Annotated in this window: 21 protein-coding genes; 17 read left to right on the top strand and 4 right to left on the bottom strand. The window is 44.0% G+C overall.

Annotation, left to right across the window (positions count from 1 at the left end; all coding sequences use genetic code 11):
- The first annotated feature begins 32 nt into the window (after positions 1–32).
- The 12 genes from pcaF (at position 33) to ACZ8ZH_RS13390 (ending at position 15,332) form a co-directional block, all read left to right on the top strand.
- Entirely contained in the window at positions 33–1,238 is a 1,206-nt protein-coding gene (gene pcaF, locus ACZ8ZH_RS13445; protein WP_119064213.1) for a 3-oxoadipyl-CoA thiolase, read from the top strand.
- 22 nt (positions 1,239–1,260) lie between these two features.
- The gene (pcaB, locus tag ACZ8ZH_RS13440; protein ID WP_086208648.1) at positions 1,261–2,616 is read left to right on the top strand and encodes a 3-carboxy-cis,cis-muconate cycloisomerase; all 1,356 of its coding nucleotides are present in this window, start codon (positions 1,261–1,263) and stop codon (positions 2,614–2,616) included.
- A gap of 8 nt (positions 2,617–2,624) precedes the next feature.
- Positions 2,625–3,401 carry a 3-oxoadipate enol-lactonase gene (gene pcaD / locus ACZ8ZH_RS13435; RefSeq protein ID WP_416332351.1) on the top strand — a complete coding sequence of 259 codons (777 nt, stop codon included), beginning with the start codon at positions 2,625–2,627 and terminating at the stop codon, positions 3,399–3,401.
- A 42-nt stretch (positions 3,402–3,443) separates the two neighbouring features.
- Positions 3,444–4,799 (top strand): 4-hydroxybenzoate transporter PcaK, encoded by a 1,356-nt coding sequence (gene pcaK / locus ACZ8ZH_RS13430; RefSeq protein ID WP_119064217.1) that lies wholly within the window; start codon positions 3,444–3,446, stop codon positions 4,797–4,799.
- A 14-nt stretch (positions 4,800–4,813) separates the two neighbouring features.
- Positions 4,814–5,248: a 4-carboxymuconolactone decarboxylase gene (pcaC, locus tag ACZ8ZH_RS13425; protein ID WP_004981395.1), complete on the top strand. Its 435-nt coding sequence runs from the start codon at positions 4,814–4,816 to the stop codon at positions 5,246–5,248.
- Between the two features lie 26 nt (positions 5,249–5,274).
- Entirely contained in the window at positions 5,275–6,000 is a 726-nt protein-coding gene (gene pcaH, locus ACZ8ZH_RS13420) for a protocatechuate 3,4-dioxygenase subunit beta (protein WP_004981392.1), read from the top strand.
- 15 nt (positions 6,001–6,015) lie between these two features.
- Positions 6,016–6,645 (top strand): protocatechuate 3,4-dioxygenase subunit alpha, encoded by a 630-nt coding sequence (gene pcaG, locus ACZ8ZH_RS13415; RefSeq protein ID WP_119064218.1) that lies wholly within the window; start codon positions 6,016–6,018, stop codon positions 6,643–6,645.
- Between the two features lie 150 nt (positions 6,646–6,795).
- The gene (gene aroD / locus ACZ8ZH_RS13410) at positions 6,796–7,653 is read left to right on the top strand and encodes a type I 3-dehydroquinate dehydratase (protein WP_119064220.1); all 858 of its coding nucleotides are present in this window, start codon (positions 6,796–6,798) and stop codon (positions 7,651–7,653) included.
- A gap of 44 nt (positions 7,654–7,697) precedes the next feature.
- Complete coding sequence (locus ACZ8ZH_RS13405; RefSeq protein WP_119064222.1) at positions 7,698–9,158, top strand: right-handed parallel beta-helix repeat-containing protein; 1,461 nt, start codon at positions 7,698–7,700, stop codon at positions 9,156–9,158.
- A gap of 56 nt (positions 9,159–9,214) precedes the next feature.
- Complete coding sequence (locus ACZ8ZH_RS13400; protein WP_119064224.1) at positions 9,215–10,534, top strand: carbohydrate porin; 1,320 nt, start codon at positions 9,215–9,217, stop codon at positions 10,532–10,534.
- Between the two features lie 180 nt (positions 10,535–10,714).
- The gene (locus ACZ8ZH_RS13395; protein WP_119064226.1) at positions 10,715–13,138 is read left to right on the top strand and encodes a glucose/quinate/shikimate family membrane-bound PQQ-dependent dehydrogenase; all 2,424 of its coding nucleotides are present in this window, start codon (positions 10,715–10,717) and stop codon (positions 13,136–13,138) included.
- A 94-nt stretch (positions 13,139–13,232) separates the two neighbouring features.
- The gene (locus ACZ8ZH_RS13390; RefSeq protein WP_119064228.1) at positions 13,233–15,332 is read left to right on the top strand and encodes a TonB-dependent receptor; all 2,100 of its coding nucleotides are present in this window, start codon (positions 13,233–13,235) and stop codon (positions 15,330–15,332) included.
- A gap of 100 nt (positions 15,333–15,432) precedes the next feature.
- Here ACZ8ZH_RS13390 and ACZ8ZH_RS13385 read toward each other — a convergent pair whose 3' ends face one another.
- From ACZ8ZH_RS13385 to ACZ8ZH_RS13370, 4 genes are all read right to left on the bottom strand, one after another.
- Positions 15,433–15,819 carry a carboxymuconolactone decarboxylase family protein gene (locus ACZ8ZH_RS13385; protein WP_004981378.1) on the bottom strand — a complete coding sequence of 129 codons (387 nt, stop codon included), beginning with the start codon at positions 15,817–15,819 and terminating at the stop codon, positions 15,433–15,435.
- A gap of 257 nt (positions 15,820–16,076) precedes the next feature.
- Positions 16,077–16,724, bottom strand: a complete 648-nt coding sequence (locus ACZ8ZH_RS13380) for a CoA transferase subunit B (protein ID WP_119064230.1) — start codon at positions 16,722–16,724, stop codon at positions 16,077–16,079.
- 2 nt (positions 16,725–16,726) lie between these two features.
- Entirely contained in the window at positions 16,727–17,431 is a 705-nt protein-coding gene (locus ACZ8ZH_RS13375; RefSeq protein ID WP_086208637.1) for a CoA transferase subunit A, read from the bottom strand.
- Between the two features lie 236 nt (positions 17,432–17,667).
- Complete coding sequence (locus tag ACZ8ZH_RS13370) at positions 17,668–18,549, bottom strand: LysR family transcriptional regulator (protein ID WP_470247756.1); 882 nt, start codon at positions 18,547–18,549, stop codon at positions 17,668–17,670.
- Positions 18,550–19,127: 578 nt separating this feature from the next.
- Between ACZ8ZH_RS13370 and ACZ8ZH_RS13365 the strand changes: the two genes are divergently transcribed.
- From ACZ8ZH_RS13365 to ACZ8ZH_RS13345, 5 genes are all read left to right on the top strand, one after another.
- Positions 19,128–20,552: a GntP family permease gene (locus ACZ8ZH_RS13365; RefSeq protein WP_119064232.1), complete on the top strand. Its 1,425-nt coding sequence runs from the start codon at positions 19,128–19,130 to the stop codon at positions 20,550–20,552.
- Between the two features lie 37 nt (positions 20,553–20,589).
- Positions 20,590–21,375, top strand: coding sequence for a 3-hydroxybutyrate dehydrogenase (locus ACZ8ZH_RS13360; protein WP_119064234.1), 786 nt, complete (start codon positions 20,590–20,592; stop codon positions 21,373–21,375).
- Between the two features lie 218 nt (positions 21,376–21,593).
- Positions 21,594–23,210 (top strand): alkaline phosphatase, encoded by a 1,617-nt coding sequence (locus tag ACZ8ZH_RS13355; protein WP_119064236.1) that lies wholly within the window; start codon positions 21,594–21,596, stop codon positions 23,208–23,210.
- 14 nt (positions 23,211–23,224) lie between these two features.
- Positions 23,225–24,736 (top strand): alkaline phosphatase, encoded by a 1,512-nt coding sequence (locus ACZ8ZH_RS13350; protein ID WP_119064238.1) that lies wholly within the window; start codon positions 23,225–23,227, stop codon positions 24,734–24,736.
- Positions 24,736–25,461, top strand: a complete 726-nt coding sequence (locus ACZ8ZH_RS13345) for a hypothetical protein (protein WP_110974972.1) — start codon at positions 24,736–24,738, stop codon at positions 25,459–25,461. The genes ACZ8ZH_RS13350 and ACZ8ZH_RS13345 overlap by 1 nt, the downstream gene beginning before the upstream one ends.
- Positions 25,462–25,532 lie beyond the last annotated feature (71 nt).

The following is a 25,532-nucleotide window of genomic DNA, read 5'->3' as shown; positions in this document are numbered from 1 at the left end:
CTAGGGGAGATTTTCAAAGGACAAGATTAAAAATGAAAAACGCTTACATCATTGATGCCATCCGTATCCCATTCGGACGTTATGCAGGTGGACTCGCTCCAATCCGTGCTGATGACTTGGGTGCAGTGCCAATTCAAGCCTTAATACAACGCAATCCAAGTGTAGATTGGACCCAAGTCGATGACGTGATCTACGGCTGCGCCAACCAAGCGGGTGAAGACAACCGTAATGTGGGTCGTATGTCAGCATTACTTGCAGGCTTACCGGTTGAAGTTCCTGCTACGACTGTGAATCGCTTATGTGGTTCATCACTCGATGCCATTGCGATGGCAGCCCGTGCGATTAAAGCAGGCGAAGCCAACCTGATCATTGCAGGTGGTGTGGAAAGTATGTCTCGTGCACCCTTTGTCATGGGTAAATCAGAAACCGCGTATGGTCGTAGCCAGAAGATTGAAGACACTACTATGGGCTGGCGTTTTATCAATCCTAAGCTGAAAGCGATGTATGGTGTAGACACCATGCCGCAGACCGCGGAGAACGTGGCACAACAATTTAATATTGATCGTGCAGATCAAGACCAGTTTGCCTTGACGAGTCAACAGCGCACCGCAACCGCGCAAGCTCAAGGCTTTTTTAAACATGAGATCATCCCTGTAAATATTGCACAGCGTAAGGGTGATCCAATTGTGGTCGACACGGATGAACATCCACGTGCCTCGACCACACTCGAAGGTTTGGCTAAACTCAAGCCAGTCGTCACAGCAGAAGGCACCGTCACTGCGGGGAATGCTTCAGGCATCAATGACGGTGCGGCTGCTGTACTGATTGCTTCGGAACAAGCGGTTGAGCAGTACCAACTTAAACCACGTGCCAAGATTATTGCATCTACGGCTGTGGGGGTAGAACCACGCATCATGGGCTTTGCACCTGCGCCTGCCATCAAAAAATTACTCAAACAAGCCAATCTGACATTAGAACAGATGGATGTGATTGAACTAAATGAAGCCTTTGCAGCACAAGCACTGGCGGTCACGCGTGATCTTGGTTTAGAGGATGACACCACTCAAGTGAATCCAAACGGTGGTGCAATTGCCATCGGCCATCCACTCGGTGCATCGGGTGCACGTTTAGTCACCACAGCTTTAAACCAGTTAGAACAAACGGGTGGAACCTATGCCTTGTGTTCGATGTGTATTGGTGTCGGTCAAGGCATTGCAATGATTATTCAGCGCGTTTAAAGCAGATTTAAGGATAGCGATCATGAGCCAGTTATATGCCAGCTTATTTTACCAAAACGAGGTGACTGAAATTTTCAGTGATCGCGCGTTGGTGTCATACATGATTGAGGCTGAAGTTGCCTTGGCACAAGCGCAGGCTCAGGTTGGTGTTATTCCAGAATCTGCAGCAACAGCAATTTCAAACATTGCAGCAACTGCACTCGATCAGATTGATTTTAATGCTTTGGCTGTTGCAACAGGCTTGGCAGGCAATATCGCGATTCCTTTTGTGAAGCAATTAACCGCGATTGTGAAACAAAGCGATGAAGATGCTGCACGTTATGTGCATTGGGGCGCAACCAGTCAAGACATTTTAGATACTGCTTGTCTTTTGCAATGTCGTGCTGCGCTACAACAGGTGGAATCTTTAATTCAACAATGTTACCGCACTGCATTGACCCAAGCTGAACAATATCGTTCACAAGTGATGATTGGACGCACGTGGTTGCAGCAGGGTCTACCCATTACGTTGGGTCATAAATTCGCACGTTGGGCTTCGGCTTTTCATCGTGATTTGACCCGTATTGAAGCCATGAAATCACGTGTGTTCACTGCGCAATTAGGCGGTGCAGTGGGTTCATTGGCATCTTTGCAAAATCAAGGCACAGCAGTTGTGCAAGCATTTGCAGCACAGTTACAACTTTCTGTTCCAAGCTGTACTTGGCATGGTGAGCGCGACCGTATTGTCGAAGTGGCGAGTGTTCTCGCAATAGCGACAGGTAGTCTGGGCAAAATGGCACGTGACTGGTCTTTGATGATGCAAACTGAAATTGCAGAAGTATTTGAGCCAGCAGCGAAAGGGCGTGGTGGCTCATCAACCATGCCACATAAGCGTAATCCTGTTGCTGCGGCATCCGTATTGGCAGCAGCCAATCGTGTGCCTGTGCTGATGTCGAGTTTGTACCAAAGCATGGTGCAGGAACATGAGCGTAGTTTAGGTGGATGGCATGCGGAATGGCTGGCATTGCCTGAAATTTTCCAACTCTGTGCTGGTGCTTTAGAGCGGACTTTGGATGTGTTACAGGGGATGCAAGTCAATGTTGAAAATATGCAACGCAATTTGGAATGTACGCAAGGCTTAATTATGGCGGAAGCGGTGATGATGGCTTTGGCACCACACATCGGACGTTTACAAGCTCATCATCTGGTAGAGGACGCATGTAAAACAGCGGTTGCAAAAGGTGTTCACTTAAAAGAGGTCATTACTGAACTCGATCAAGTCAAAGCCTATTTTAGTGCAGCTCAGATTTCAGAAATTTTTAAACCCGCGTCATATCTCGGCAATATTCAAGACCAGATTGATGCGGTGTTGCAAGAAGCAAAAGGAGAGGCAAAGTGAATATCACGATGACCAATCGTCAAGGCAAGACTTTATCCGTGGCAATCAGTGGGCAAGACCATGCACCTGTGATTGTATTTTCAAACTCATTGGGTACCGATAAAGGCATGTGGCAGCCACAAGTTGCTGCCTTCGAACAGCAGTTCAAAGTGGTGACTTATGACACGCGTGGTCATGGGCAAAGTGATGTGATTGAGCAGACCACTGTACAAAACCTTGCAGAAGATGTGATTGATATTCTTGATGGTTTAAACATTGAAAAAGCGCATTTTTGCGGGATTTCAATGGGCGGTATGACGGCTTTGTGGCTCGGTATTCACCATGCAGATCGTTTTCATAGTATCACTGTGGCGAATTCAGCAGCCAAAATTTGGACTGAAGAAGGTTGGAATGCTCGTGCAGATGCTGTGACAGCCAATGGCTTAGCGGATTTGGTTGCGACTACGCATACACGCTGGTTCAGCGAGCAGTTTGATTATCAACACGATGCTTTGGCTCAGCGTACCATTCAGTCTTTAGCGACTACGCCAGCATTGGGTTATGCAGAATCTTGCCGAGCATTGGCTAAGGCTGATTTGAGCACAGAAATTCAGCAGATTCAGATTCCAACTTTAGTGATTGCGGGTGCATTTGACCCAGTCACGACAGTGGCAGATGGCGTTTTTATGCAACAACAAATTCAAAAGAGTGAATTAGCGGTGATTGACGCATCGCATCTTTCCAATATTGAACAACCTGAGCAGTTTAACCAAACCCTCACTCAATTTATTGGATCGATTCAATAGTTTAAGGATTTTTAAAAGGACTTTCAGCCCAAGGAGGCAGGTATGGCGTCTCAGGAATACGCTACTCAAAAAACGAGTATAGACGCACAAGCACTGATTAATGATGCACCGATTAGCAAATATCAGTGGTTGATCGCAATTGTATGTTTTCTCATTGTTTTTGTTGACGGTATTGATACTGCGGCAATGGGTTTTATTGCTCCAGCCTTGGCACAAGACTGGGGGATAGACCGCTCGCAATTAGGGCCAGTCATGAGTGCGGCTTTAGGTGGCATGATTATTGGCGCTTTGGTGTCTGGTCCAACCGCTGACCGCTTTGGGCGAAAGATTGTCTTAAGTGTTTCGATGCTGATTTTTGGTGGCTTTACTTTGGCATCAGCCTATGCGTCTGACTTAAATACCTTGGTGGTCTTGCGCTTTTTAACGGGTATTGGTTTGGGTGCTGCAATGCCGAATGCAACCACGCTATTTTCTGAATATTGCCCGCAGCGTTCACGTTCGTTACTCGTGACCTGCATGTTCTGTGGTTACAACTTAGGTATGGCGACAGGTGGCTTCATTAGCAGTTGGTTGATCCCAACCTTTGGTTGGCACAGCTTATTTTTACTGGGCGGTTGGTCGCCACTGATTTTGATGATCTTGGTGATTTTCTTCCTGCCAGAATCCTATCGTTTCTTGATTGTGAAAGGTCGTGACAGTGAAAAAGTCCGCAAAATTCTAACGCGTATTGCACCGACGCAAGTACAGGGTGTCACTGAGTTTCATGTACCTGAAGAAAAAACTGAAGGTGCAGAGAAGAAAGGTGTGTTTGGCATGCTGTTCTCTCAGAAATATGTCAAAGGCACGGTTTTATTGTGGCTGACCTATTTCATGGGTTTGGTGATGATTTATCTACTCACCAGTTGGTTACCAACCTTAATGCGTGAAACTGGCGCAACCATGGAACGTGCTGCATTTATTGGTGGTTTATTCCAGTTTGGCGGTGTACTCAGTGCTTTATTTATTGGCTGGGCAATGGACCGTTTCAACCCGAACCGCATTATTGCAGGCTTCTACTTTGTCGCGGGGATCTTTGCCTTTGCTGTTGGTCAGAGCTTAGCAAATCCAACCCTACTTGCCATTTTAGTGCTTTGCGCAGGTGTCGCAATTAATGGTGCACAGTCGGCAATGCCAGCACTCAGCGCGCGTTTTTATCCAACCCAATGCCGTGCAACAGGTGTGGCATGGATGTCTGGGATTGGGCGCTTCGGTGCGGTATTTGGTGCATGGATTGGCGCAGTTCTACTGGGCAATGACTGGTCGTTTACTGCCATTTTAAGTCTGCTGTTAATTCCAGCAACAGCAGCAGCAGTCGCTATTTTTGTTAAATCACTGGTCGCACATACCGATGCGACCTAATTGAGGTTTCTCCCATGAATGATGAACAACGTTATGAACAAGGAATCACTGTACGCACTGAAGTGCTGGGTGAAAAGCATGTCGGTCGTTCACTTGAGAACTTAAATGATTTCAATGCTGACTTTCAAAACTTTATCAGTCGTTTTGCGTGGGGCGAAGTCTGGTCTAGACCAGGCATGCCGCGCCACACCCGTAGCTTAGTCACCATTGCGGTGTTATTGGCACTGGGCCGTGAAGACGAACTGCGTATGCATTTACGTGCTTGTTTTAACAATGGTGTGACCAAGGACGACTTAAAAGAGTTGATTTTGCACTGTTCACTGTATGCCGGTTTGCCCGCAGCCAATGCAGCCATGCACATGGCAGAAGAAGTTTTTGCAGATTTGGGCATTGCCCCGCAAAAGCTGAGCGAACAGCAGCTTAGCCAAGAACAAACGAATCAAGAGTAATGGAACAAGATTAAGAGGGACGTCACATGTCGCAACTTATTTTAGGTGCTTATGCACAACGCAATACCGAAGATCACCCGCCAGCATACGCACCCGGCTATAAAACCAGTGTATTACGCTCGCCCAAAAATGCGTTGATTTCGATTGCAGAAACATTAACTGAAGTGACTTCACCACAGTTTAGTGCGGAGCAGTTTGGGCCTAAAGATAACGATTTGATTTTGAACTATGCCAAAGAAGGTTTGCCGATTGGTGAGCGCATTATTGTGCATGGTTATGTCCGTGATCAGTTTGGGCGTCCAGTTAAAAATGCATTGCTCGAAGTGTGGCAAGCCAATGCTTCTGGCCGTTATCGTCATCCAAATGATCAGTTTATTGGTGCGATGGACCCAAACTTTGGCGGCTGTGGCCGCATGATGACTGATGCTAACGGCTATTTTGTATTCCGTACCATTAAGCCGGGTCCTTACCCATGGCGTAACCGTATTAATGAGTGGCGTCCAGCGCATATCCATTTCTCTTTGCTTGCCGATGGTTGGGCGCAGCGTCTTATTTCTCAGTTCTACTTTGAAGGCGATACGCTGATTGATTCGTGTCCGATTATTAAAACCATTCCTTCGGAAGAACAACGTCGCGCGCTGATTGCTCTTGAGGATAAGAGCAACTTCATTGAAGCAGACAGCCGTTGTTACCGCTTTGACATCACTTTACGTGGTCGTCGTGCGACATATTTCGAAAATGATTTGACTTAATTCAGGGAGAGCAACATGAACCATTGGAACTTTCAAGAATTGCATGAAACGCCATCTCAAACAGGTGGGCCATACGTACACATTGGTTTGTTGCCCCAACAAGCCAACATTGAAGTCTTTGAAAACAACTTTAACAATCAGTTGGTTCAAGAAAAAACCTTAGGTGAACGTATTCGCTTAGAGGGTCAAGTATTCGACGGTCTAGGTTTGCCGTTACGCGATGTATTGATTGAAATTTGGCAGGCAGATGCCAACGGCGTGTATCCAAGTGCGACGGATATTCAGGGCAAAGCGGTCGATCCAAACTTCCTCGGTTGGGGACGTACAGGGGCAGACTTTGAAACTGGTTTTTGGAGTTTCAATACCATTAAACCGGGTGCTGTTCCGGGACGTAAAGGCACAACTCAAGCCCCGCATATTGCACTGATTATTTTTGCACGCGGTATCAACATTGGCTTAAACACCCGTGTCTATTTTGAAGATGAAGCGGAAGCCAATGCACAAGATCCTGTGCTGAAAGGCATTGAGTGGGCACCTCGTCGTCAGACACTTATTGCAAAACGTGAACAGCGTGATGGTGAAGTGGTGTATCGCTTTGATATTCGTATTCAAGGAGAAGACGAAACGGTCTTTTTGGATATCTAAATTTTCCAAGATTTAGTGCGAGACATCTTGAACTAATTCTAAAGATAAAAGTTTATACGTGGTGATGGTATGACCCATTTCGTTCATCCCACGTATATTTGCCATTGATGACAGAAGTCAGGCAATAGTTTGTAAATACAAGGAAATGTAATGATGAAAATCAAAAAAATTGCGATGCAACTTTGTTTAAGCAGTGCTGTTTTAGCAGCAATGCCAGCATTTGCAGCGGAAGTAGCTCAATCAAGCGTACAACACTATGTGGTGAAAAACCTCAATATTGGTGACTTACCTGTCAAAACCATTGTGCCGATTACTGCAAAAACGGCTGAACAAGCGATTGCCCAAGCAAAAGTGATTGCCAGTAATCCAAACGCAGATGTGGCTGAGTTTCGTATCGACTTATTGGAATTTTCTGCCGACACTAAAAAAGTGATGGCACTGGGCCAGCAGCTGAATCAAATTTTAAAAGACAAACCATTAATTGCCACCATTCGTACTCATAACGAAGGCGGAAAAATGACAGTGTCTGACCAAGACTATGAAAAAATTTATCGTGAATACCTGAAAAAGCCATTTATGCAATTGCTGGATATTGAAATGTTCCGTGATGCAGGCAGTGTGGCGAAATTAACCAAATTGGCGCATGACAAGAACGTATTGGTGATCATGTCAAATCACGATTTTGCAAAAACACCTGAGCAACAAGACATTGAAAACCGTCTGCTAAAACAAGATCAGATGGGTGCCGACATTTTGAAAATTGCGGTAATGCCAAAGTCAAAACAAGATGTCTTTACCCTCATGAATGCCACCTTGGCGGTCAGTCAAAAAACTCAAAAACCACTACTGACCATGTCGATGGGACAGTTGGGCACCATTTCACGTGTGGCGACTGCCAACATGGGTGGCAGCCTAAGTTTCGGCATGATTGGTGAAGCTTCTGCACCAGGTCAAATTGATGTGACTCAACTCAAACAGTTGCTGAAAACTGTACAACCAACCCCTTAATGCACTGCGTTATTCATGTTCAAGGATAGAAAAGGATTTAAAATATGAAACCATCAACTTTACGTTTGACCACATTGGTTTTGAGTTTAGCGGCATCAGGTTTGGCCAGTGCAGAAACTTATATTGTGGATCGTTATCAGGATGATAGTGCAAAAGGTTCACTGCGTTGGGCAATTGAACAATCGAATGCCAATACGGCGCAAGAAAATGAAATTCACATCCAAGCTGTGGGCAAAGCACCTTATACCATTAAACTAAATCAGCCTTTACCGCCAATTAAGTCTTCAGTGAAGATCATCGGGATGCAATGGGACAAAACAGGCGAGTTTATTGCGATTGATGGTTCAAACTATATTAAAGGTGAGGGCGCTAAAGCCTGCCCAGGGGCAAACCCTGAACAGTATGGCACCAATGTCCGTACCATGACTTTACCGGGTCTGGTTCTGCAAGATGTTAATGGTGTGACCTTAAAAGGTCTCGATATTCACCGTTTCTGTATTGGCGTTTTGGTGAACCGTTCAAGCAATAACTTGATTCAACATAACCGTATCAGTAATAACTACGGTGGTTCAGGCGTGATGTTAACGGGTGATGATGGTAAGGGCAATCCAACCTCGACCACCACCAATAACAACAAAGTTTTAAATAATTTGTTTGTAGATAATGGCGATGGTTTAGAGCTGACGCGTGGTGCGGCATTTAACCTTGTCGCTAATAACCTATTTACTTCAACCAAAGCCAATCCAGAACCGTCACAAGGGATTGAAATCCTGTGGGGTAATGACAATGCGGTGGTCGGTAACAAATTTGAAAATTACTCTGATGGTTTACAAATCAACTGGGGTAAGCGTAATTATATCGCCTATAACGAACTGACCAATAACTCAATTGGCTTTAACCTCACGGGTGATGGCAACATTTTTGACAGCAATAAAGTTCATGCTAACCGTTTAGGGATAGCCATTCGTTCAGAAAAAGATGCCAATGCCCGCACAACCTTGACCCAAAACTTAATTTGGGACAATGGCAAAGATATTAAGCGCTGTGAGGCGGGTGGTTCGTGCGTACCCAATCAACGTTTAGGTGCCATTGTGTTTGCTGTGCCTGCGCTAGAACATGCTGGCTTTGTCGGTTCTCGTGGGGGTGGTGTGGTCATTGAAGCAGCGAAACTGCAAAAAACCTGTAGCCAGCCAAATGAACAGGGTTGTAATGCGATACCCAACCAAAATATCCAAGCGCCACGTTTGAGTTATAGCAAAGGTCAGGTTATGGCTGAAGTACAAGCACAACCAAATCAACGTTACCAAGTTGAATTCTTTGCCAATCGTCAAGCGAAGAGTCAAGAAGCAGAGCAGTATTTAGGTACTCAAGTGGTGACAACCGATGCGCAAGGTCAGGGTCAAGCAACTTGGAAGGTATTGAATGGGGCTGCAAGTGTGACAGCGAATGTGACTGATCATTTGGGTGCGACCTCTGAATTGAGTCCAGCAGTTCGCATTAAATAATAAAAACCGCATGGAAAGCTCGGTTGAGCTTTCCTCACAAAAAAGGATGTTTGGTTATGCAACAACTCTTAAAACTAGGCACATTATCTTTGGCGCTTTTAACTTGCCAATTGGCGTCAGCCAATGAATTTTACTCGGCAGACCGTCAATGGTTATTCGGCGATTGGAACGGTGAACGGAAGCAACTGGAAGATCAAGGTTATAAATTTACAGCTTCGATTATGAGCCAAGCAGCGACCAATTTGGCTGGTGGTTATAACGATGACCGAAGTTTTGACAATGCTGCACAGTTGACCTTAGGTGCCAATTTTGATTTAAACAAAATTGCAGGTTGGGAAAATACCACAGCAGGCTTAATGATTACCAAACGTGATGGTAATTCATTAACTTTAGCGCGAATTAAAGATCCACGTGCCAGCACCTTGGGGAATACTCAAGAAATTTATGGACGTGGCAAGATCTGGCGCTTAACCCAAGCATGGATTAAAACAGGATTTGATGATAACCGTGTCCAATTTAAGATTGGTCGTATGGGCATGTCCGATGATTTTAACAGCTCGCAATGTGAGTTTCAGAACTTACTTTTGTGTGGTGGACAGTTAGGCAAATCTATCGGTTCGATTTGGTATAACTGGCCTGTCAGCTTATGGGGTACCAATGTGAAATACCAATTTGCACCAGACTGGTCACTTGGTGTTGGGGTCTATGAAGTTAATCCTGACAATGTCAAAACAGATTCGGACAGTGATGGTTTTAACCTCGATATGGACAATGTCGAAGGGGCCACCATTCCAGTTGAACTGGCATGGAAACCAAAACTTGCCACATTTAATGGTTTACCGGGCGAATATAAACTCGGCGCACTGTATTCCACAGCAGAAGCTAAAGATGTGGGGACATCAGGAGAAATCCACGATGGCAAATATAGTTTCTGGTTGAATGCTCAACAACAACTAACCCAACATGGGGCTGATCCTAAACGTGGTTTATATATCAGTTTCAATGGGGTCATCAATGACCGAGATACGACCGCTGTAGAAAGTACGCAGCAGTTGGCACTTTGGTATAAAGGTCCTTTTGACAGTCGCCCTAATGACTCGATTGGCTTTGGTTTAGCCAACTATGTGGTGAATAGCCGTGTGACGGATAAACAAATCGCCACCAACGAAGGCCATGGTTATTACAGTTATGACGCGCTCGCCAGCGATTATGTCCCAATTCAACATGACGAACTCAATGTTGAGTTGAACTATACCTACCAATGGTCTCCTGCGGTGATGCTCAGACCCAACTTGCAATATATCTATCAACCTTCTGGGGTGAAAGAAGTAGATGACGCATGGGTGGCGGGCCTTAGCGTTAAGGTGAATTTTTAATCGTATTTGAAGTGGAAGAGTGTTTAAAATATCAGTGATGTGATTGCTGAATTTAAATACTCTTTTTTTCGTTGCTGAAGCAAACTAATTGTGGATGCTCAAAAGTTTGGATGTGGTGTGAATGATGCTCAGAACAAAGTGGGAGTGGTCATTTAAAACACAGCATTTGGAGTAAAAAGTATGTCCGAAGCGCAATCTCAACCCATATTTAAAATATGGTGCTTTATATTAGGCTTGGCTTTATTGCTGACTGGCTTATTTTATTTAATCGGTGGTGGAAAACTGATTAGTCTAGGGGGTTCATGGTACTTCCTGATTGCAGGCTTATTGACCACCATTTCCGCAATCTTTATTTTTAGAAAAAAAGCATTGGGTGTTTGGATCTTTGCCTTGGTTTTTCTTGGAACCGTGGTCTGGGCACTGTTTGATGCAGGTTGGGATTTTTGGGCACTCCATTCACGGTTAATGTTTCCTGCGGGTTTATTTGCCGCACTGTGTTTTACTTTACCTGCTATTCGTAAGTACCAATTTCAAATTGCGCCTTCAGCACCTGCTTATGCCTTAGGTGGTTTGACGGTGTTAGGTATGCTGGGTGGTTTATATGGCATGTTTATTCCACATCCAACGGTAAAAGCCACTGGTGAAGAGCTACCTCTAGTGCCTGTAACAGCTCAAACTCAACAAGTGAATTGGTCGCACTATGGTAATGATGCTGGTGGAAGTCGTTTTGCCGCACTGGATCAGATCAACCGAAATAATGTGTCTAAGTTAAAAGAAGCATGGCGCTTTCAAACAGGCGATATGACTACGGGTACGGGTAATGGCGCAGAAGACCAGCTCACGCCTTTGCAGGTCGGTGATAAAGTCTTTTTATGTACACCGCATAACAACATCATTGCTTTAGATGCGGACACAGGTAAACAAATCTGGAAGGCTGAAGTGAACTCTAAAGCCGATGCTTGGGAGCGTTGTCGGGGTGTGGGTTACTTTGACTCGACTCAAGCCTTGGTACAACCGACTTTAGCAGGTGCAAGTGCGGTGACAGCGGTGGCAAATAATACCGCATGTCCACGTCGTGTTTATACCAATACACCTGATGGTCGTTTAATTGCAGTCAATGCCGATACAGGCGAACGCTGTAAAGACTTTGGTGTCGATGGAACGGTGAACTTACTGGAAGGTCTAGGTGCGGGTACGCAAGCGCCTCGTTTTGAAGTGACCTCAGCGCCAACCATTGCAGGCACTAGCGTCATTGTCGGGAGTCGTATTGCTGATAACTTTGCAGCGGATATGCCGGGTGGTGTGATTCGTGCCTATGATGTGATTACTGGGCAACTGCGTTGGGCTTTTGATCCTCGTAACCCAAATCCAAACTATGTTCTGAAACCGGGTGAAATCTACAAACGTAGTTCGGCTAACTCTTGGGCTGCAATGTCCTACGACCCGCAAATGAACACGGTATTTTTACCGATGGGAAGTTCATCGGTCGATGTTTGGGGCGGAAACCGTCAACCTGTAGATCATAAGTACAATTCTTCTGTTTTGGCTTTGGATGCAACCACAGGTAAAGAAAAGTGGGTTTATCAAACTGTTCACAATGACCTTTGGGACTTTGATTTACCCATGCAGCCAAGCTTGGTCGACTTTCCAATGCAAAATGGGCAAACCAAAGCTGCTGTTGTCATTGGCACCAAGTCTGGTCAGTTCTTTGTACTTGACCGTGTGACAGGCAAGCCTTTAACCAAAGTGGTTGAGCAACCTGTAAAAGCTGCAGATATCCCTGATGAGCAATACAGTGCAACTCAGCCACGTTCAGTTGAAATGCCACAGATTGGCAATCAAACTTTGACTGAATCGGACATGTGGGGCGCAACGCCATTTGACCAGTTGATGTGTCGTATTAACTTTAAATCAATGCGCTATGACGGTCTCTTTACGGCACCGGGTTCTGATGTATCTTTAAGTTTTCCGGGTTCGCTGGGTGGGATGAACTGGGGCAGTATCGCATTTGACCCAACGCATCGTTATATGTTTGTCAACGACATGCGCCTAGGTTTGTGGATTCAGCTGATTAAACAAACGCCTGAAGATTTAAAACTTGAAGCCAGTGGCGGAGAGAAGGTCAACACTGGTATGGGCGCAGTGCCAATGAAAGGTACACCGTATAAAGTGAATAAAAACCGCTTTATGTCAGTACTGGGCATTCCATGCCAAAAACCACCTTTCGGAACCATGACGGCGATTGATATGAAAACCCGTCAAGTGGCTTGGCAGGTACCTTTAGGTACGGTTGAAGATACTGGCCCAATGGGCATTAAAATGGGCTTAAAAGCGCCGATAGGTATGCCAACGATTGGTGGCCCAATGGCGACACAAGGTGGTTTAGTATTCTTTGCTGCAACGCAAGACTTCTACTTACGTGCTTTCAATTCATCGAATGGTGAAGAGTTATGGAAAGCGCGTTTACCTGTGGGTAGCCAAGGTACACCGATGAGCTACATTTCTCCAAAAACAGGCAAGCAATATGTGGTCATTTCCGCAGGTGGGGCACGTCAGTCGCCTGATCATGGCGATTATGTGGTTGCGTATAGCTTAGCCGATTAAAACGTTTTATTGTATCGGAAGCCTGTCGAGATGATAGGCTTCCCATTTTTATGCTAATAACAAGCAAGGAAATATTGTGCGATTAACTTATTTGATGCATACGCCTTTTAAACAAGCCTTATTGACTGCAGTTATTTTACAAACGATGCATGCCTATGCAGAAACGACAGAATATCAACTTCCTATTATCACTGTCCAAGCGGTACATACCGATAGCGAGTTGTTATCGACTTCTGCATCTATTCAAAAAGTCCAAGCGGTTACAGTACAAAACAATACCAATGTGAATCTATCCGAAGTTTTACAAGGGGTTGCAGGCTTACAAATCAATAACCGTGAAAACTATGCGCAAGACTTACAGATTTCGATGCGTGGCTTTGGCGCTCGTTCGACTTTTGGTGTACGTGGAATACGGATGTATGTCGATGGTATTCCTGCGACCATGCCTGATGGCCAAGGGCAAAGTTCCAATATTGACCTCAATAGTTTAGATCACATCGAAGTACTGACAGGGCCATTTTCATCTTTATATGGCAACTCATCAGGGGGAACCATCTTAGCTGAGAGCAAAGAAGGACAAGGGAAAGACTCAATTCAAGTGGGACTCAATGCAGGCAGCCACCATAAGCAACAAGCCAATATCCAATTACAAGGGGGTTCCGAACAGGCCAATCAGCCTGCTTATGTGATTAGTTCTTCTTATTTTGATACCGATGGTTTTCGAGACCATAGTGCAGCACAAAAAGTATTGAATAATGCCAAACTGACGTGGAACTTAGAAGATGGCAGTAAAATCAACTGGGTGATGAATCGTGTTGATATTGATGCCGACGATCCACAAGGCCTCAGTCGTGAGCAGTGGAAAACCAATCCGAAACAAGTGAATGACCGTACCAATACTTATGATGTGCGCAAAGAAATCGAGCAAACCCAAACAGGACTGACCTGGACGAAGCCGCTGAATGACCAGCAAGAGCTATATAGCATGTTCTATTTGGGCAACCGACAAGTCGTACAATATCAGTCGATTCCAAAGGGGCCGCAAGCCAATGCTCGCCATGCAGGTGGCGTGATTGATTTTGACCGAGATTACTATGGTGCAGACTTCCGTTGGACAGGGAAAGAGGTTTTACCGAATACGACTTTGGTTGCCGGTGTGGCTTTAGACCGAATGGTCGAAGATCGTAAAGGCTATAACAATTATAATAATCAAGGGAAATTTGGCGTGAAAGGTGATTTACGCCGTAATGAAAATAATACCTTATGGAATTTAGATCCGTATGTGCAGGCCTCATGGCAGTTCTTACCCACATGGCATCTTGATACAGGCTTACGCTATAGCAATGTACATTATGAGTCGGAAGACCATTACATTGTAGCTGGCAATAGTGATGACAGTGGTACAACGGATTATCAAAAATTATTGCCGTCTGTGGCTTTAGGTTGGGAAATTTTACCTGAACTCTATGCTTATGCCAGTTATGGCAAAGGCTTTGAAACCCCAACCTTTACCGAAATGGCTTATCCTACATTGGCCACATCGGGAATTAATTTCGATTTAAAACCTGCAAGTAGTGATACCTATGAGCTTGGGTTAAAGTCTCAAAATGCATTTGGTCTGTTTACATTGGCTGTTTTCAATACTGTCACTAAAAATGACATTGTGCCTGATGATGCGAATGCGGGACGCAATACATTTCGTAATGCAGAACAAACCTTACGACAAGGCGCTGAGCTAGCTTGGCAACATCAGCTTTGGCAGGATTTAAAACTTAGTGCAAGCTATAGTTATTTGGATGCCACTTTTGATGCCGATATTGCAGCAACTAGCACCAAACCTTTGATTGAAAAAGGGACATATATTCCCGGAATTGCCAAAAACCAAGTGTTCACCCGTATTGCATGGCAACCTGAGCAAGGCTTTCAAGCAGGCTTAGAAGCACGCTATATGGATAAAATTTATGTCGATGATATCAACTCAGATACGGCACCAAGTTATACCGTTGTGGCTGCAAATGTCGGCTACTTATGGGTAAACCGTGACTGGAAAGTAAACAGCTATGCCCGAGTCGATAACCTGTTTGACCGTAACTATGTTGGTTCAGTGATTGTGAATGACAGCAATAGTCGTTTCTTTGAACCTGCCGATGGTCGAAACTTTAGCGTTGGCATGAGTGTGACTAAAGCCTTTTAATGGAAATGGTTTGGCTAGGCAAAAAATACGGCATAGCCAAACCAGATGAATTGCGCCATACGACTGCAATATAACGCTTTTGTATGGGCACTTAGTCTATTTATGAATTACTTTGATATTCCTGAATCACTTCCAGTGCAGCGCGGAACGCCTCTTGAGTTGCAGGTGCACCGCAATAAGGCAAACTGTGCAGAAGGACTTCTTGAATTTCTTCAACCGTTGCACCGTTATTTAGCGCACCACGAACGTGGCCTTTCAGCTCAGTTGGACTCTTTTGTGCCGTCAAAAATGCAATGGTAATTAACGAGCGATATTTACGTGGTAAAACACCTTCACGTTGCCATGTTGAGCCCCAAGCATGTTCATTAATCCAGTCCTGCAAAGGTTGGGTGAAAGGCACAGTATTGTCTTGAGCACGTTTAACAAAAGATTCGCCCATGACTTCTGTGCGAACTTTTAAACCATTTTCATAATCTTGTTGTGACATGGGAACCTCTGGATGTGGAATGCAAATATAGTAGCCGAGCGGATTAGTTTTTCATCAAGTATTTGAGTTAAAAAATGTGCGCAGGAGTCATCATTCGGTAAATTCGAGAATATCGGGAGATAGACTTGGTCACGGTGATGCTGGTTTTATGTTGGATTTAAAGGCTATAAAGAAGCTTCTTTTTAACTGAAAATCTTTTTTTGATTGATCCCAATAACAAAGCAGCCGAAGCTGCTTTGAATGATGTCGTTTTGTACTTAAGCGGCTTTAAAGTCATTAATGATAAGTTTTAAGTCAGTCGCTTTTTGAATTTGTTCTAGGCTCACATCGCGTGCCAGTTCAACCAGTTTCACCCCTTCAGCAGTGATATCCATCACACCTAAGTCAGTAATGATACGGCTAACGACAGCTTTACCCGTGAGTGGTAGGGTACATTGAGGCACAATTTTGGGCGTGCCATCTTTGGCGCAGTGTTCCATGAGCACCACGACTTTTTGTACACCAGAGACCAAGTCCATTGCACCGCCCATGCCTTTGACTTTTTTACCCGGAATCATCCAGTTTGCCAAGTCGCCCGTTTCAGAGACTTCCATTGCACCTAAAATAGCAATATTGACATGACCACCACGAATCATGGCAAAGGATTCTGAGCTTGAGAAAAATGCAGCCCCTTTGCGTGCGGTGACAGTTTGTTTTCCTGCATTAATCAAGTCTGCATCGATTGCATCACGGGTTGGAAATTCATCAATACCGAGCAAGCCATTTTCTGACTGCAACCAAACATTGATCCCTTCGGGTAGATAATTGGCCACTAAGGTCGGTAAGCCAATACCTAAGTTGACATAAAAACCATCTTCGAGTTCAAGGGCAGCACGCTGTGCCATTTCATTACGTGTCCAAGCCATGATTAAGCTTCCTCTGCTTTAATGGTCAGTTGTTCGATCTGCTTTTTGGGGGTGGCATTCAGTACCACACGGTTGATGTAGATCCCCGGTAAATGGATGTCATCTGGATCAATTTCACCAATTTCAACCACTTGTTCGACTTCAGCAATGGTGAATTTGCCTGCCATAGCACAGTCAGGGTTAAAGTTACGCGCGGTTTTACGGAACACTAAGTTACCCGCTTTATCGGCTTTGTAGGCTTTGACTAAAGCAATGTCCGCAGTGAGAGACATTTCTAAAATATGTGGACGACCATCAAAGTCACGAACTTCTTTGCCTTCGGCAATGAGAGTGCCTACACCTGTCTGGGTGAAAAATGCAGGAATACCTGCACCGCCTGAACGTAGTTTTTCTGCGAGTGTGCCTTGTGGTGTGAGCTCGACTTCAAGTTCACCATTCAGATATTGGCGCTCAAACTCTTTGTTTTCACCGACATAAGACGCAATCATTTTTTTAATTTGTTTGGTTTCTAATAGTTTGCCTAAACCAAAGCCATCTACACCTGCATTATTTGAAATACAGGTTAAACCTGTGACACCTGTTTCTTTTAAGGCATCAATTAATGCTTCTGGAATACCACAGAGGCCAAAACCACCAACAGCAATAGTTTGATTATTGGCAACCACATCGGCCAATGCTTCGGCTGCATTTGCGACAACTTTATTCATCCTTTATTTCCTGATCTTCCTTGCTTGTTATTTTTTTAGCATTGCACTGCTTTTTTTAGAAATTGAATCTTTCTAATGTGTAATAAAAAAAACTCATTAATCATTAATATTAAAGAAGGAAAAAGAGAGAATTAGGTGCGAAGAATACAAAATGCCTTAAATATTTAAATAATTATAAGCATTTGATTCATAAGGAATAGGAACAGAGATTCATCTTTAAGGATAAAAGTGAGGCTTTAAAAATGATGCCAAAGTGTGGTTTCAATAAATTGGGCTGAAATGTTGGACAGTTCATAATCTTTTTTATAAATAATGCCCACCGCCAGTTGAGTTTGGTTGTCGTCAATTTCAATCAACACATTTTTTTCAAGATCAATGAATTTCTGAAAATGCCGTGGAATCGCACTGACGCCCATGCCATAGGCAACAAAGTGAGATAGGGAACTGATTTGGTGGCATTCGACTTTCAAATCCAACACCACTTGATGCGCCGCACACTGTTCCTCAATTACATGTCGAATAATCGAGGGGTTTTGTAAGGTCACAAAAGGGTAAGAGCAGAGTTCCAGCCATGTCACGCTTTTTTGTTTGGCTAAGGCATGGTGTTTGGGTAACAGAGCCAAAAAGTCTTCATTAAATAAGGGCTGGAAAATCAGTTGATCATTCGGTTTAGGTTCAAAACAAATGCCAATCTCAAAAATGCCTTCTTGAACTTTTTCAATAATTTTTTCATTGGTAATGTCATGGATGGAAAAACTGATGTTGGGGTGTAATTGTGAAAAATCATGCATGACTGCGGGGAGTACCGCATGGGTGGCAAAGGGCATTGAGGCAATATTTAAAGTGCCACGGTTGAGTTTAAAGCGCTGTTTGACATCTTTTTCCATATCTTCCCAGTTAGCCAGAAGCTTTTTGGCATAGGGAATCAGGGACTGACCTTCGGTGGTGATTGCTACCCGACGTGTATTGCGTTTAAACAGTTTTCCACCGAGTTCCTCTTCTAGCGTTTTAATACTTAAGCTGAGAGCGGATTGGCTCAGACACAGTTCATTGGCTGCATTGGCATAATTAAGCGTATGTGCAAGGACTAAAAAGGCTTTTAATTGTTTGAGTGTCATGAGCTTCCCTGAGCAATGATGCAACACGATGTCGAATGAAAGTGAACGTGCTTTTCTCCAATGGTTTACATGAAAAATACAACAAGAGGTCAAAATAGATCAAGTGATGAAAGTAAATGTGGTTTTGATTCGATGGGTCAAAGCAGTATAAGCCGAACAGCGTGATAGTCTGTAAAAATATGTTTTAACTAAATGAAAAATATAAAAATTGATTATTTTGTGTGATTTCGAAATTTTACCTTTAACTTGATACAATTAGTTTGATCAGTCTTACTAGGGCATGGATATTAATCAATTTTTCTTCTTACTCAATGATTATTTTCAAACAATGTGCGGGTTTATATGCATTATAGTCTGACCCATAAGCTGAAATATTAATGCTCTGATGAATAAATATAGTACACAGATCAGAGTGCACATAGACATCTCGTCATGATGGAAAATAGACGGTCTATGGATACGTATAGGGTACTTTCAGTACAGGTTGATTGTACTGTGACTCAACTACATTTGACATCATTCGCCATTAATATCACAGCACATCAAGACATATTTTCTTTAAGGATGGAGTAAAAAATATGTGGGATTTGGGTGTAATTTTATTGTCTCTTGGGCTACTGATGTATACAGCCTACAGAGGTTTTTCTGTAATTCTTATGGCACCGATTTGTGCCTTGTTGGCGGTTTTACTGATTAACCCTGCTAACGTTTTGCCTTTTTATTCAGGCGTGTTTATGCCCAAAATGGTTGGGTTCATTAAAGATTATTTCTTGGTGTTTTTACTCGGTGCCATCTTCGGTAAAGTGGTTGAAATGTCAGGGATTGCAGAATCCATTGCCAAAACCATTGTGAACCTGATTGGTTCTAAAAATGCAATGTTAACCGTTGTGCTTTTAGGGGCGATTTTAACCTATAGCGGTGTCAGTCTCTTTGTGGTGGTCTTTGCAGTTTATCCATTTGCAAATCAACTATTTAGACAAGCCAATATTCCAAAGCGTTTGATTCCGGGAACCATTGCCCTTGGTGCATTTACGTTTACCATGGATGCCTTGCCGGGAACCCCACAAATTCAAAACGTTATTCCAACTACATTCTTTGGTACAGACATTTATGCAGCGCCTTTTCTCGGTTTGATTGGTGCGGTATTTGTTCTAGCAACGGGCTTGAGCTATTTGGAATGGCGTCGCCGTGTAGCTGCTCGAAATGGCGATGGTTATGCCACAGGTATTGAGCTGACTGAAGCCGAGCAACAACAACTGAAGCAAAACTTAGATACAACGTCGAATGGTTCTACCGCACGTCAATGGTTGGCTTTTGTACCGCTCATTTTAGTTGCCGTGACCAATAAGTATTTATCCACTGCGATTAAAGAATGGTATCCAAACGGTTTTGACTTTAATGCGATTGGACTTGCAGCCTACACGGTCGATGTTGCGAAAACCTCTGCCATTTGGGCCGTGGGCTTGGCTTTAATTGTGGGCATTATCACAGCCATTTCATTTGACTTCCGCCGTGTCTATACGGGCTTTAAAGATGGCGTTAATGCCAGTATTGGCGGGTCTTTACTTGCAGTGATGAATACTGCATCTGAATATGGTTTTGGTGCGATCATTGCGGCCTTACCAGGCTTTGCGATCATTAGTCATGCATTGGGTAATACCTTTACCAATCCGCTGGTCAATGGTGCAGTCACCACGACAGTTTTAGCAGGCGTGACAGGTTCAGCTTCTGGTGGGATGAGTATCGCCCTAAGTGCGATGGCCGATCAGTACAATGCTGCGATTCTAGCCATGGGAATTCCACCTGAAGTCATGCACCGTATTGTTGCGATGGCATCTGGCGGTATGGATACCTTACCGCATAACGGCGCTGTGATTACCTTGTTGGCAGTCACAGGTTTAACCCATAAACAATCGTATAAAGATATTTTTGCTATCACCATTATTAAAACCATCGCGGTATTTGTTGCCATTGCTGCCTTTACTTGGTTTGGTATTGTTTAAGACTTTGGAATGAAAAAAGAAGACAACGGAGTACATGATGAGTCAACTGTTAAAAGATAAAGTTGCATTTATTACTGGTTCAGCCAGCGGTATTGGACATGAAATTGCAAAGAAATTTGCCAGTGAAGGTGCCAAAGTTGTCATTTCTGATATGAATGCAGAGAAGTGTGCTGAAACTGTGGCGGCACTTCAAAAGCAAGGCTTTGAAGCATTGTCTGCACCTTGCGATGTGACTGATGAAGAAGCCTATAAAGCTGCGATTGAACTGACTCAGCAAACCTATGGTCGTTTGGATATTCTTATCAATAATGCAGGTTTTCAGCATGTTGCAGTGATTGAAGACTTTCCAACCGCAGTCTATCAAAAGTTGATTAATGTCATGTTGGTGGGGTCGTTCATTGGTATCAAGTACGCATTTCCCATCATGAAAGCGCAACAGTTTGGTCGTGTGATTAACATGGCTTCGATTAATGGTCTGATTGGCTTTGCTGGCAAGGCTGGCTACAACAGTGCTAAGCATGGCGTGATTGGTTTGACCAAAGTTGCGGCTTTAGAGTGCGCGCGTGATGGTATTACGGTGAATGCTCTGTGTCCGGGCTATGTCGATACACCGTTGGTACGTGGTCAAATTCATGACTTGGCTAAAACCCGAAATGTCAGCGAACAAAGTGCATTAGAAGATGTAATTTTGGCGATGGTGCCACAAAAACGCTTACTCAGTGTAGAGGAAATTGCGGATTATGCGATCTTCCTTGCTAGTGATAAGGCGGGTGGTGTAACGGGTCAAGCCGTGGTGATGGATGGTGGCTATACCGCGCAATAATTTGCCTCAGTATAGGTTTAAAAATTAAAAAAACCTCGGATGTTCGTATCCGAGGTTTTTTTATAGTGCCCGATTTTGTAAAAGTACCCAACTAAAAATCATTGTGAAACGTGATAAAAATATCTAAGTACCAAGAAAATTTAAAGTTTGTGTACTGTTGTAATCTTAATTAAATATCTGCGGTGTATGGTTCAGCCATCTTTAGATGGGTTGATGCCATGCTCGGTTCTCTTGAAAAATTCCAATTAAAAACAATCAGCGTGGCATGTATAAGTTTCAGCGCTTTATTGCTTACCGCTTGTCAAAGTACGACGATAACGCGAAATCAACAGGCCAATACAGCGCAACAGCTCCAACAAGAAAAAGTCCAACAACCGAAACGTGTGGTCTTTTTCTTGGGTGATGGTATGGGCATTACCACGCTTACCGCTTCACGTATTTATGCTGTTGGTGAAGATGGTCAGTTGGCGATTGATCGGCTGCCTGAGTCTGCTTTTGTTCGTACCTTTTCTGAAGATGCACAAGTCACGGACAGCGCACCTTCGATGGGCGCATACATGACTGGTGTGAAGATGAAAAACGAGGTGATCTCGATGCAGACAGGGACAATTGCGGTTGAACCTGACTCAGTAGGGAATAACCAGTGCGCTACTAACCCACAAAACCAAAATAAGCAAAACACACAGACTTTACTCGAATTAGCCAAAGCAAAGGGTTGGGGGACAGGGGTTGTGACCACGACGCGGATCACGCATGCCACGCCTGCATCGACTTATGCGCATATATGCCACCGTGATGCTGAAAATGACATTGCATCACAGTTGGTCCCGAGTTCAAAAGGCGATGATTATCAACGCTATAACCTCAAACTCAAAGATGGAGTCGATGTTGTTTTAGGTGGAGGTAAGCGTCAATTTTTGCCTAAAGATGCAGGTGGAGAACGTACTGATGGGCGCAATCTAATTACCGAGATGCAAAAGGCAGGCTACCGCGTGGTTTTTGATGAAAACCAACTCTCCCAAGTGCAACTGGCGAAAAATGAAAAATTATTGGGTTTATTTAATCACAGCCATTTAAATTACGACTTGGATCGCACCAAGAAAAACTTGGCAGAGCCAAGTCTCAAGCAAATGACGCTGTCTGCTTTAGACATCCTGACGCAAAATAAAAAAGGTTTTTTCCTGATGGTGGAGGGCGGGCGTATAGATCATGCGTTGCATGACACCAATGCCAAACGTGCTTTACAAGACACGATTGCCTTAAATGATGCTTTAGAAGCAACCATTCAAAAGCTTAAACAAAGTGATCCTGAACTTAAAAATACACTGATTGTAATCACGGCCGACCATGATCACACCTTGGTTTTAAATGGTTATGCCAAGCGCACAGGAAAATACGTCGAAGGTAAGGAAACCAGTGTGCTTGGATTGGTAAAAAACTATGATCAAGCGGGCTTTGCTCAAGATATTCATGGTCAAGCTTATCCGATTATCGGTTTTGGTACGGGCAAAAAACGCCCCACTCAAAACCGTATGGATGACTTGGTACTGAACTTAAAAGACACTGATGTCTGTCATCCAGTACAAGGGCCAAAGGCACCGCAAGGTGAAAAATATAGTTTCACCTATCCTTTGGCTGAAACGGGTTGGTGTACGGGCACTGCTGCGGATGATTTCCAACAAGAAGCTGTGATTCAAACGGGCTATAAAGATAAAGAAACACATGGCGGTGCAGATGTGTTTTTAGGTGCGATTGGTCAGGGGGCAGATCAGTTCTCAGGGAGCCTTGAAAATATTGAGGTCAATCACCTCATTCGTAAGATCACAGGCTTATAGCAGAGGGATATCACATGAAACCTACTTTAAAAACCATCCCATACATGATGCTTCTGCTTACAGCGTCGATTTCTTCAAGTGCTTTGTATGCTGCTGACACCACACTTACACCGACGAAAAACGTTATATTCTTTTTAGGCGATGGCATGGGACCAACCACAGTGACGGCAAGTCGTATTTATGCTGTGGGGGAAAATGGCAAACTGGCCATGGACAGCATGAAGCACGCAGCACGGATTAAAACCTATTCTGAGGATGGTCAAACCACAGATAGCGCTCCCTCTATGGGCGCCTATATGACTGGGCAGAAAAATAAAAATGAAGTGATTGCCATGACAACAGGAACGGTTGCGGTCGAACCTGAAGATGGAAAATTGCCGAATGGCAAAAGCTTAGCGAAAGCCATCAACCGTTGTCCAGAACAGGGCAGTAGTATGGTCGCAGGGATGCCTGCGTTAAGTATTTTAGAACTGGCAAAAAAGCAGGGAAAAGCGGTTGGCGTAGTGACGACGACTGAACTCACCCATGCCACACCTGCGGCAACCTATGCACATATCTGTCACCGTGATGCGCAATACGATATTGCGCTTCAAGCTGTTCCAAAAGGTAAAGCTTATAATCCAAACTTATTGGATGGCATTAATGTCCTTCTGGGAGGCGGCTTAAATCACTGGACGCCTTATGATGCAGTCTCCAACCCCAAAGGGCGCTTGGATGGTCGTGATTTATTGGCAGAGTTTAAACAGCAGGGTTATCAAACCGTTTTAAACCAAAGTGATTTGGCACAGACGGTCAATACTCAGAAAATTTTCGGCGTATTCTCCACACAGTCGCATTTAAATTTTGATTTGGATCGACTCAAGAACAATATAAAGACTGAACCGAGTCTGGCGGTGATGACCAGTAAAGCGATTGATGCACTGCAAGCACAGAGTCATGGACAAGGCTATTTCTTGATGGTTGAGGGTGGGCGTATTGACCATGCGCTACATGCCAATAATGCCAAACGGGCATTGCAGGAAACCAAGGCATTTAATGATGCAATTCAAACTGCACTGGATAAAGTGGATTTGAGCAATACCTTGATAGTAGTGACGGCAGACCATGACCATGTGATGACCTTTAATGGTTATGCCGCACGAACGGGCCAAACGACGGAGACTAATCCAGGTATTTTGGGGCTGAGCTATGACTATAATATTGCAAAAGAGCAAAATGCTTACAGCAAAGTGCTGGCTGATGGCCAAGTACATAATCCATACCGCGATGTAAATGGGGCAACAGGAACGACGCTCGTTTTTGGAAATGGTACGGGCAAGCGTTTAGATATTCGTGACAGTATTAGCAACGAGCAAGCCTTTGCTGACGACTATAAACAAGAAGTCGGGGTACAACTGACGAAAAGCGAAACACATGGCGGCGGAGATGTGATGCTGTTTGCTGAAGGAAAGAATTCAAATCTCTTCAAAGGCACACAAGAAAATACATGGGTATTTGAGCAATTGAAAAAGGCATTTGGATTTTAATGGATACAAGATTAATACGGCCGTTCAAATTCAAAATGAAGTTCTTAGCATTGTCTTTCAGTTTGCTCAGTCCATGGGTATGGTCGGCCGATGAATATCGTATTGATTATCAGATTGAACGGTTGGATGCCAATGGGGTCACGACCATTCAAAAATACAGTGAGAAAATAATTCGAGATGCGCAAAATATTTGGATTGAACGTTTAAACACACAAACGCATGCTGACGAAGCCCAGACACATAGCAACGCTCATGTGTCTGCCAAAACAGACACCCATGAGCATGCGAGTTTTGACAGTGCAATTCAGTGGATGCAGCGCAAAGATGTAGTCGGGCAAGCAAACGTAGAAAGTCCGTTTCAGCGTTTTTATATTTTGCCAGATGAAAAAATGCGGGTGCAATTGCAGGATGTCGATCAAGAAATGCTAGGGATGAAAAACTGTTGGCGCTGTGAATATAGTTTGATTCATCCTGACATTTTAAAGCGAGCACAATTGATTCAACGTGATCCGAAGTTAGCGCATTATCAAATACGCAGTGCTGGGCAAACGTTGAATATTATATGGAGTGAACAGGATCAACTGGTTCAAAAATATGAATTGCTCAAACCGACCTCAGGCTATGCCAAAACCTTTACCGTGCGCAAAATTGGCCAACATGTTGCTACACCTTGGACGCAAACAGAAAAATACAGCGAACGTGACTATGCGGACTTTAGTGATTAGCCGATGAGTTTTTGACTTTTAATTTCGGCGTTACAACAGCAATATTCGTGATTTTTTTTGGGAAAATAAGT

This window comes from Acinetobacter sp. SW-226, from assembly GCF_055632855.1.
Note: the sequence above shows the minus strand (reverse complement) of the source record. Positions and strands in the feature narration are given on the sequence as shown.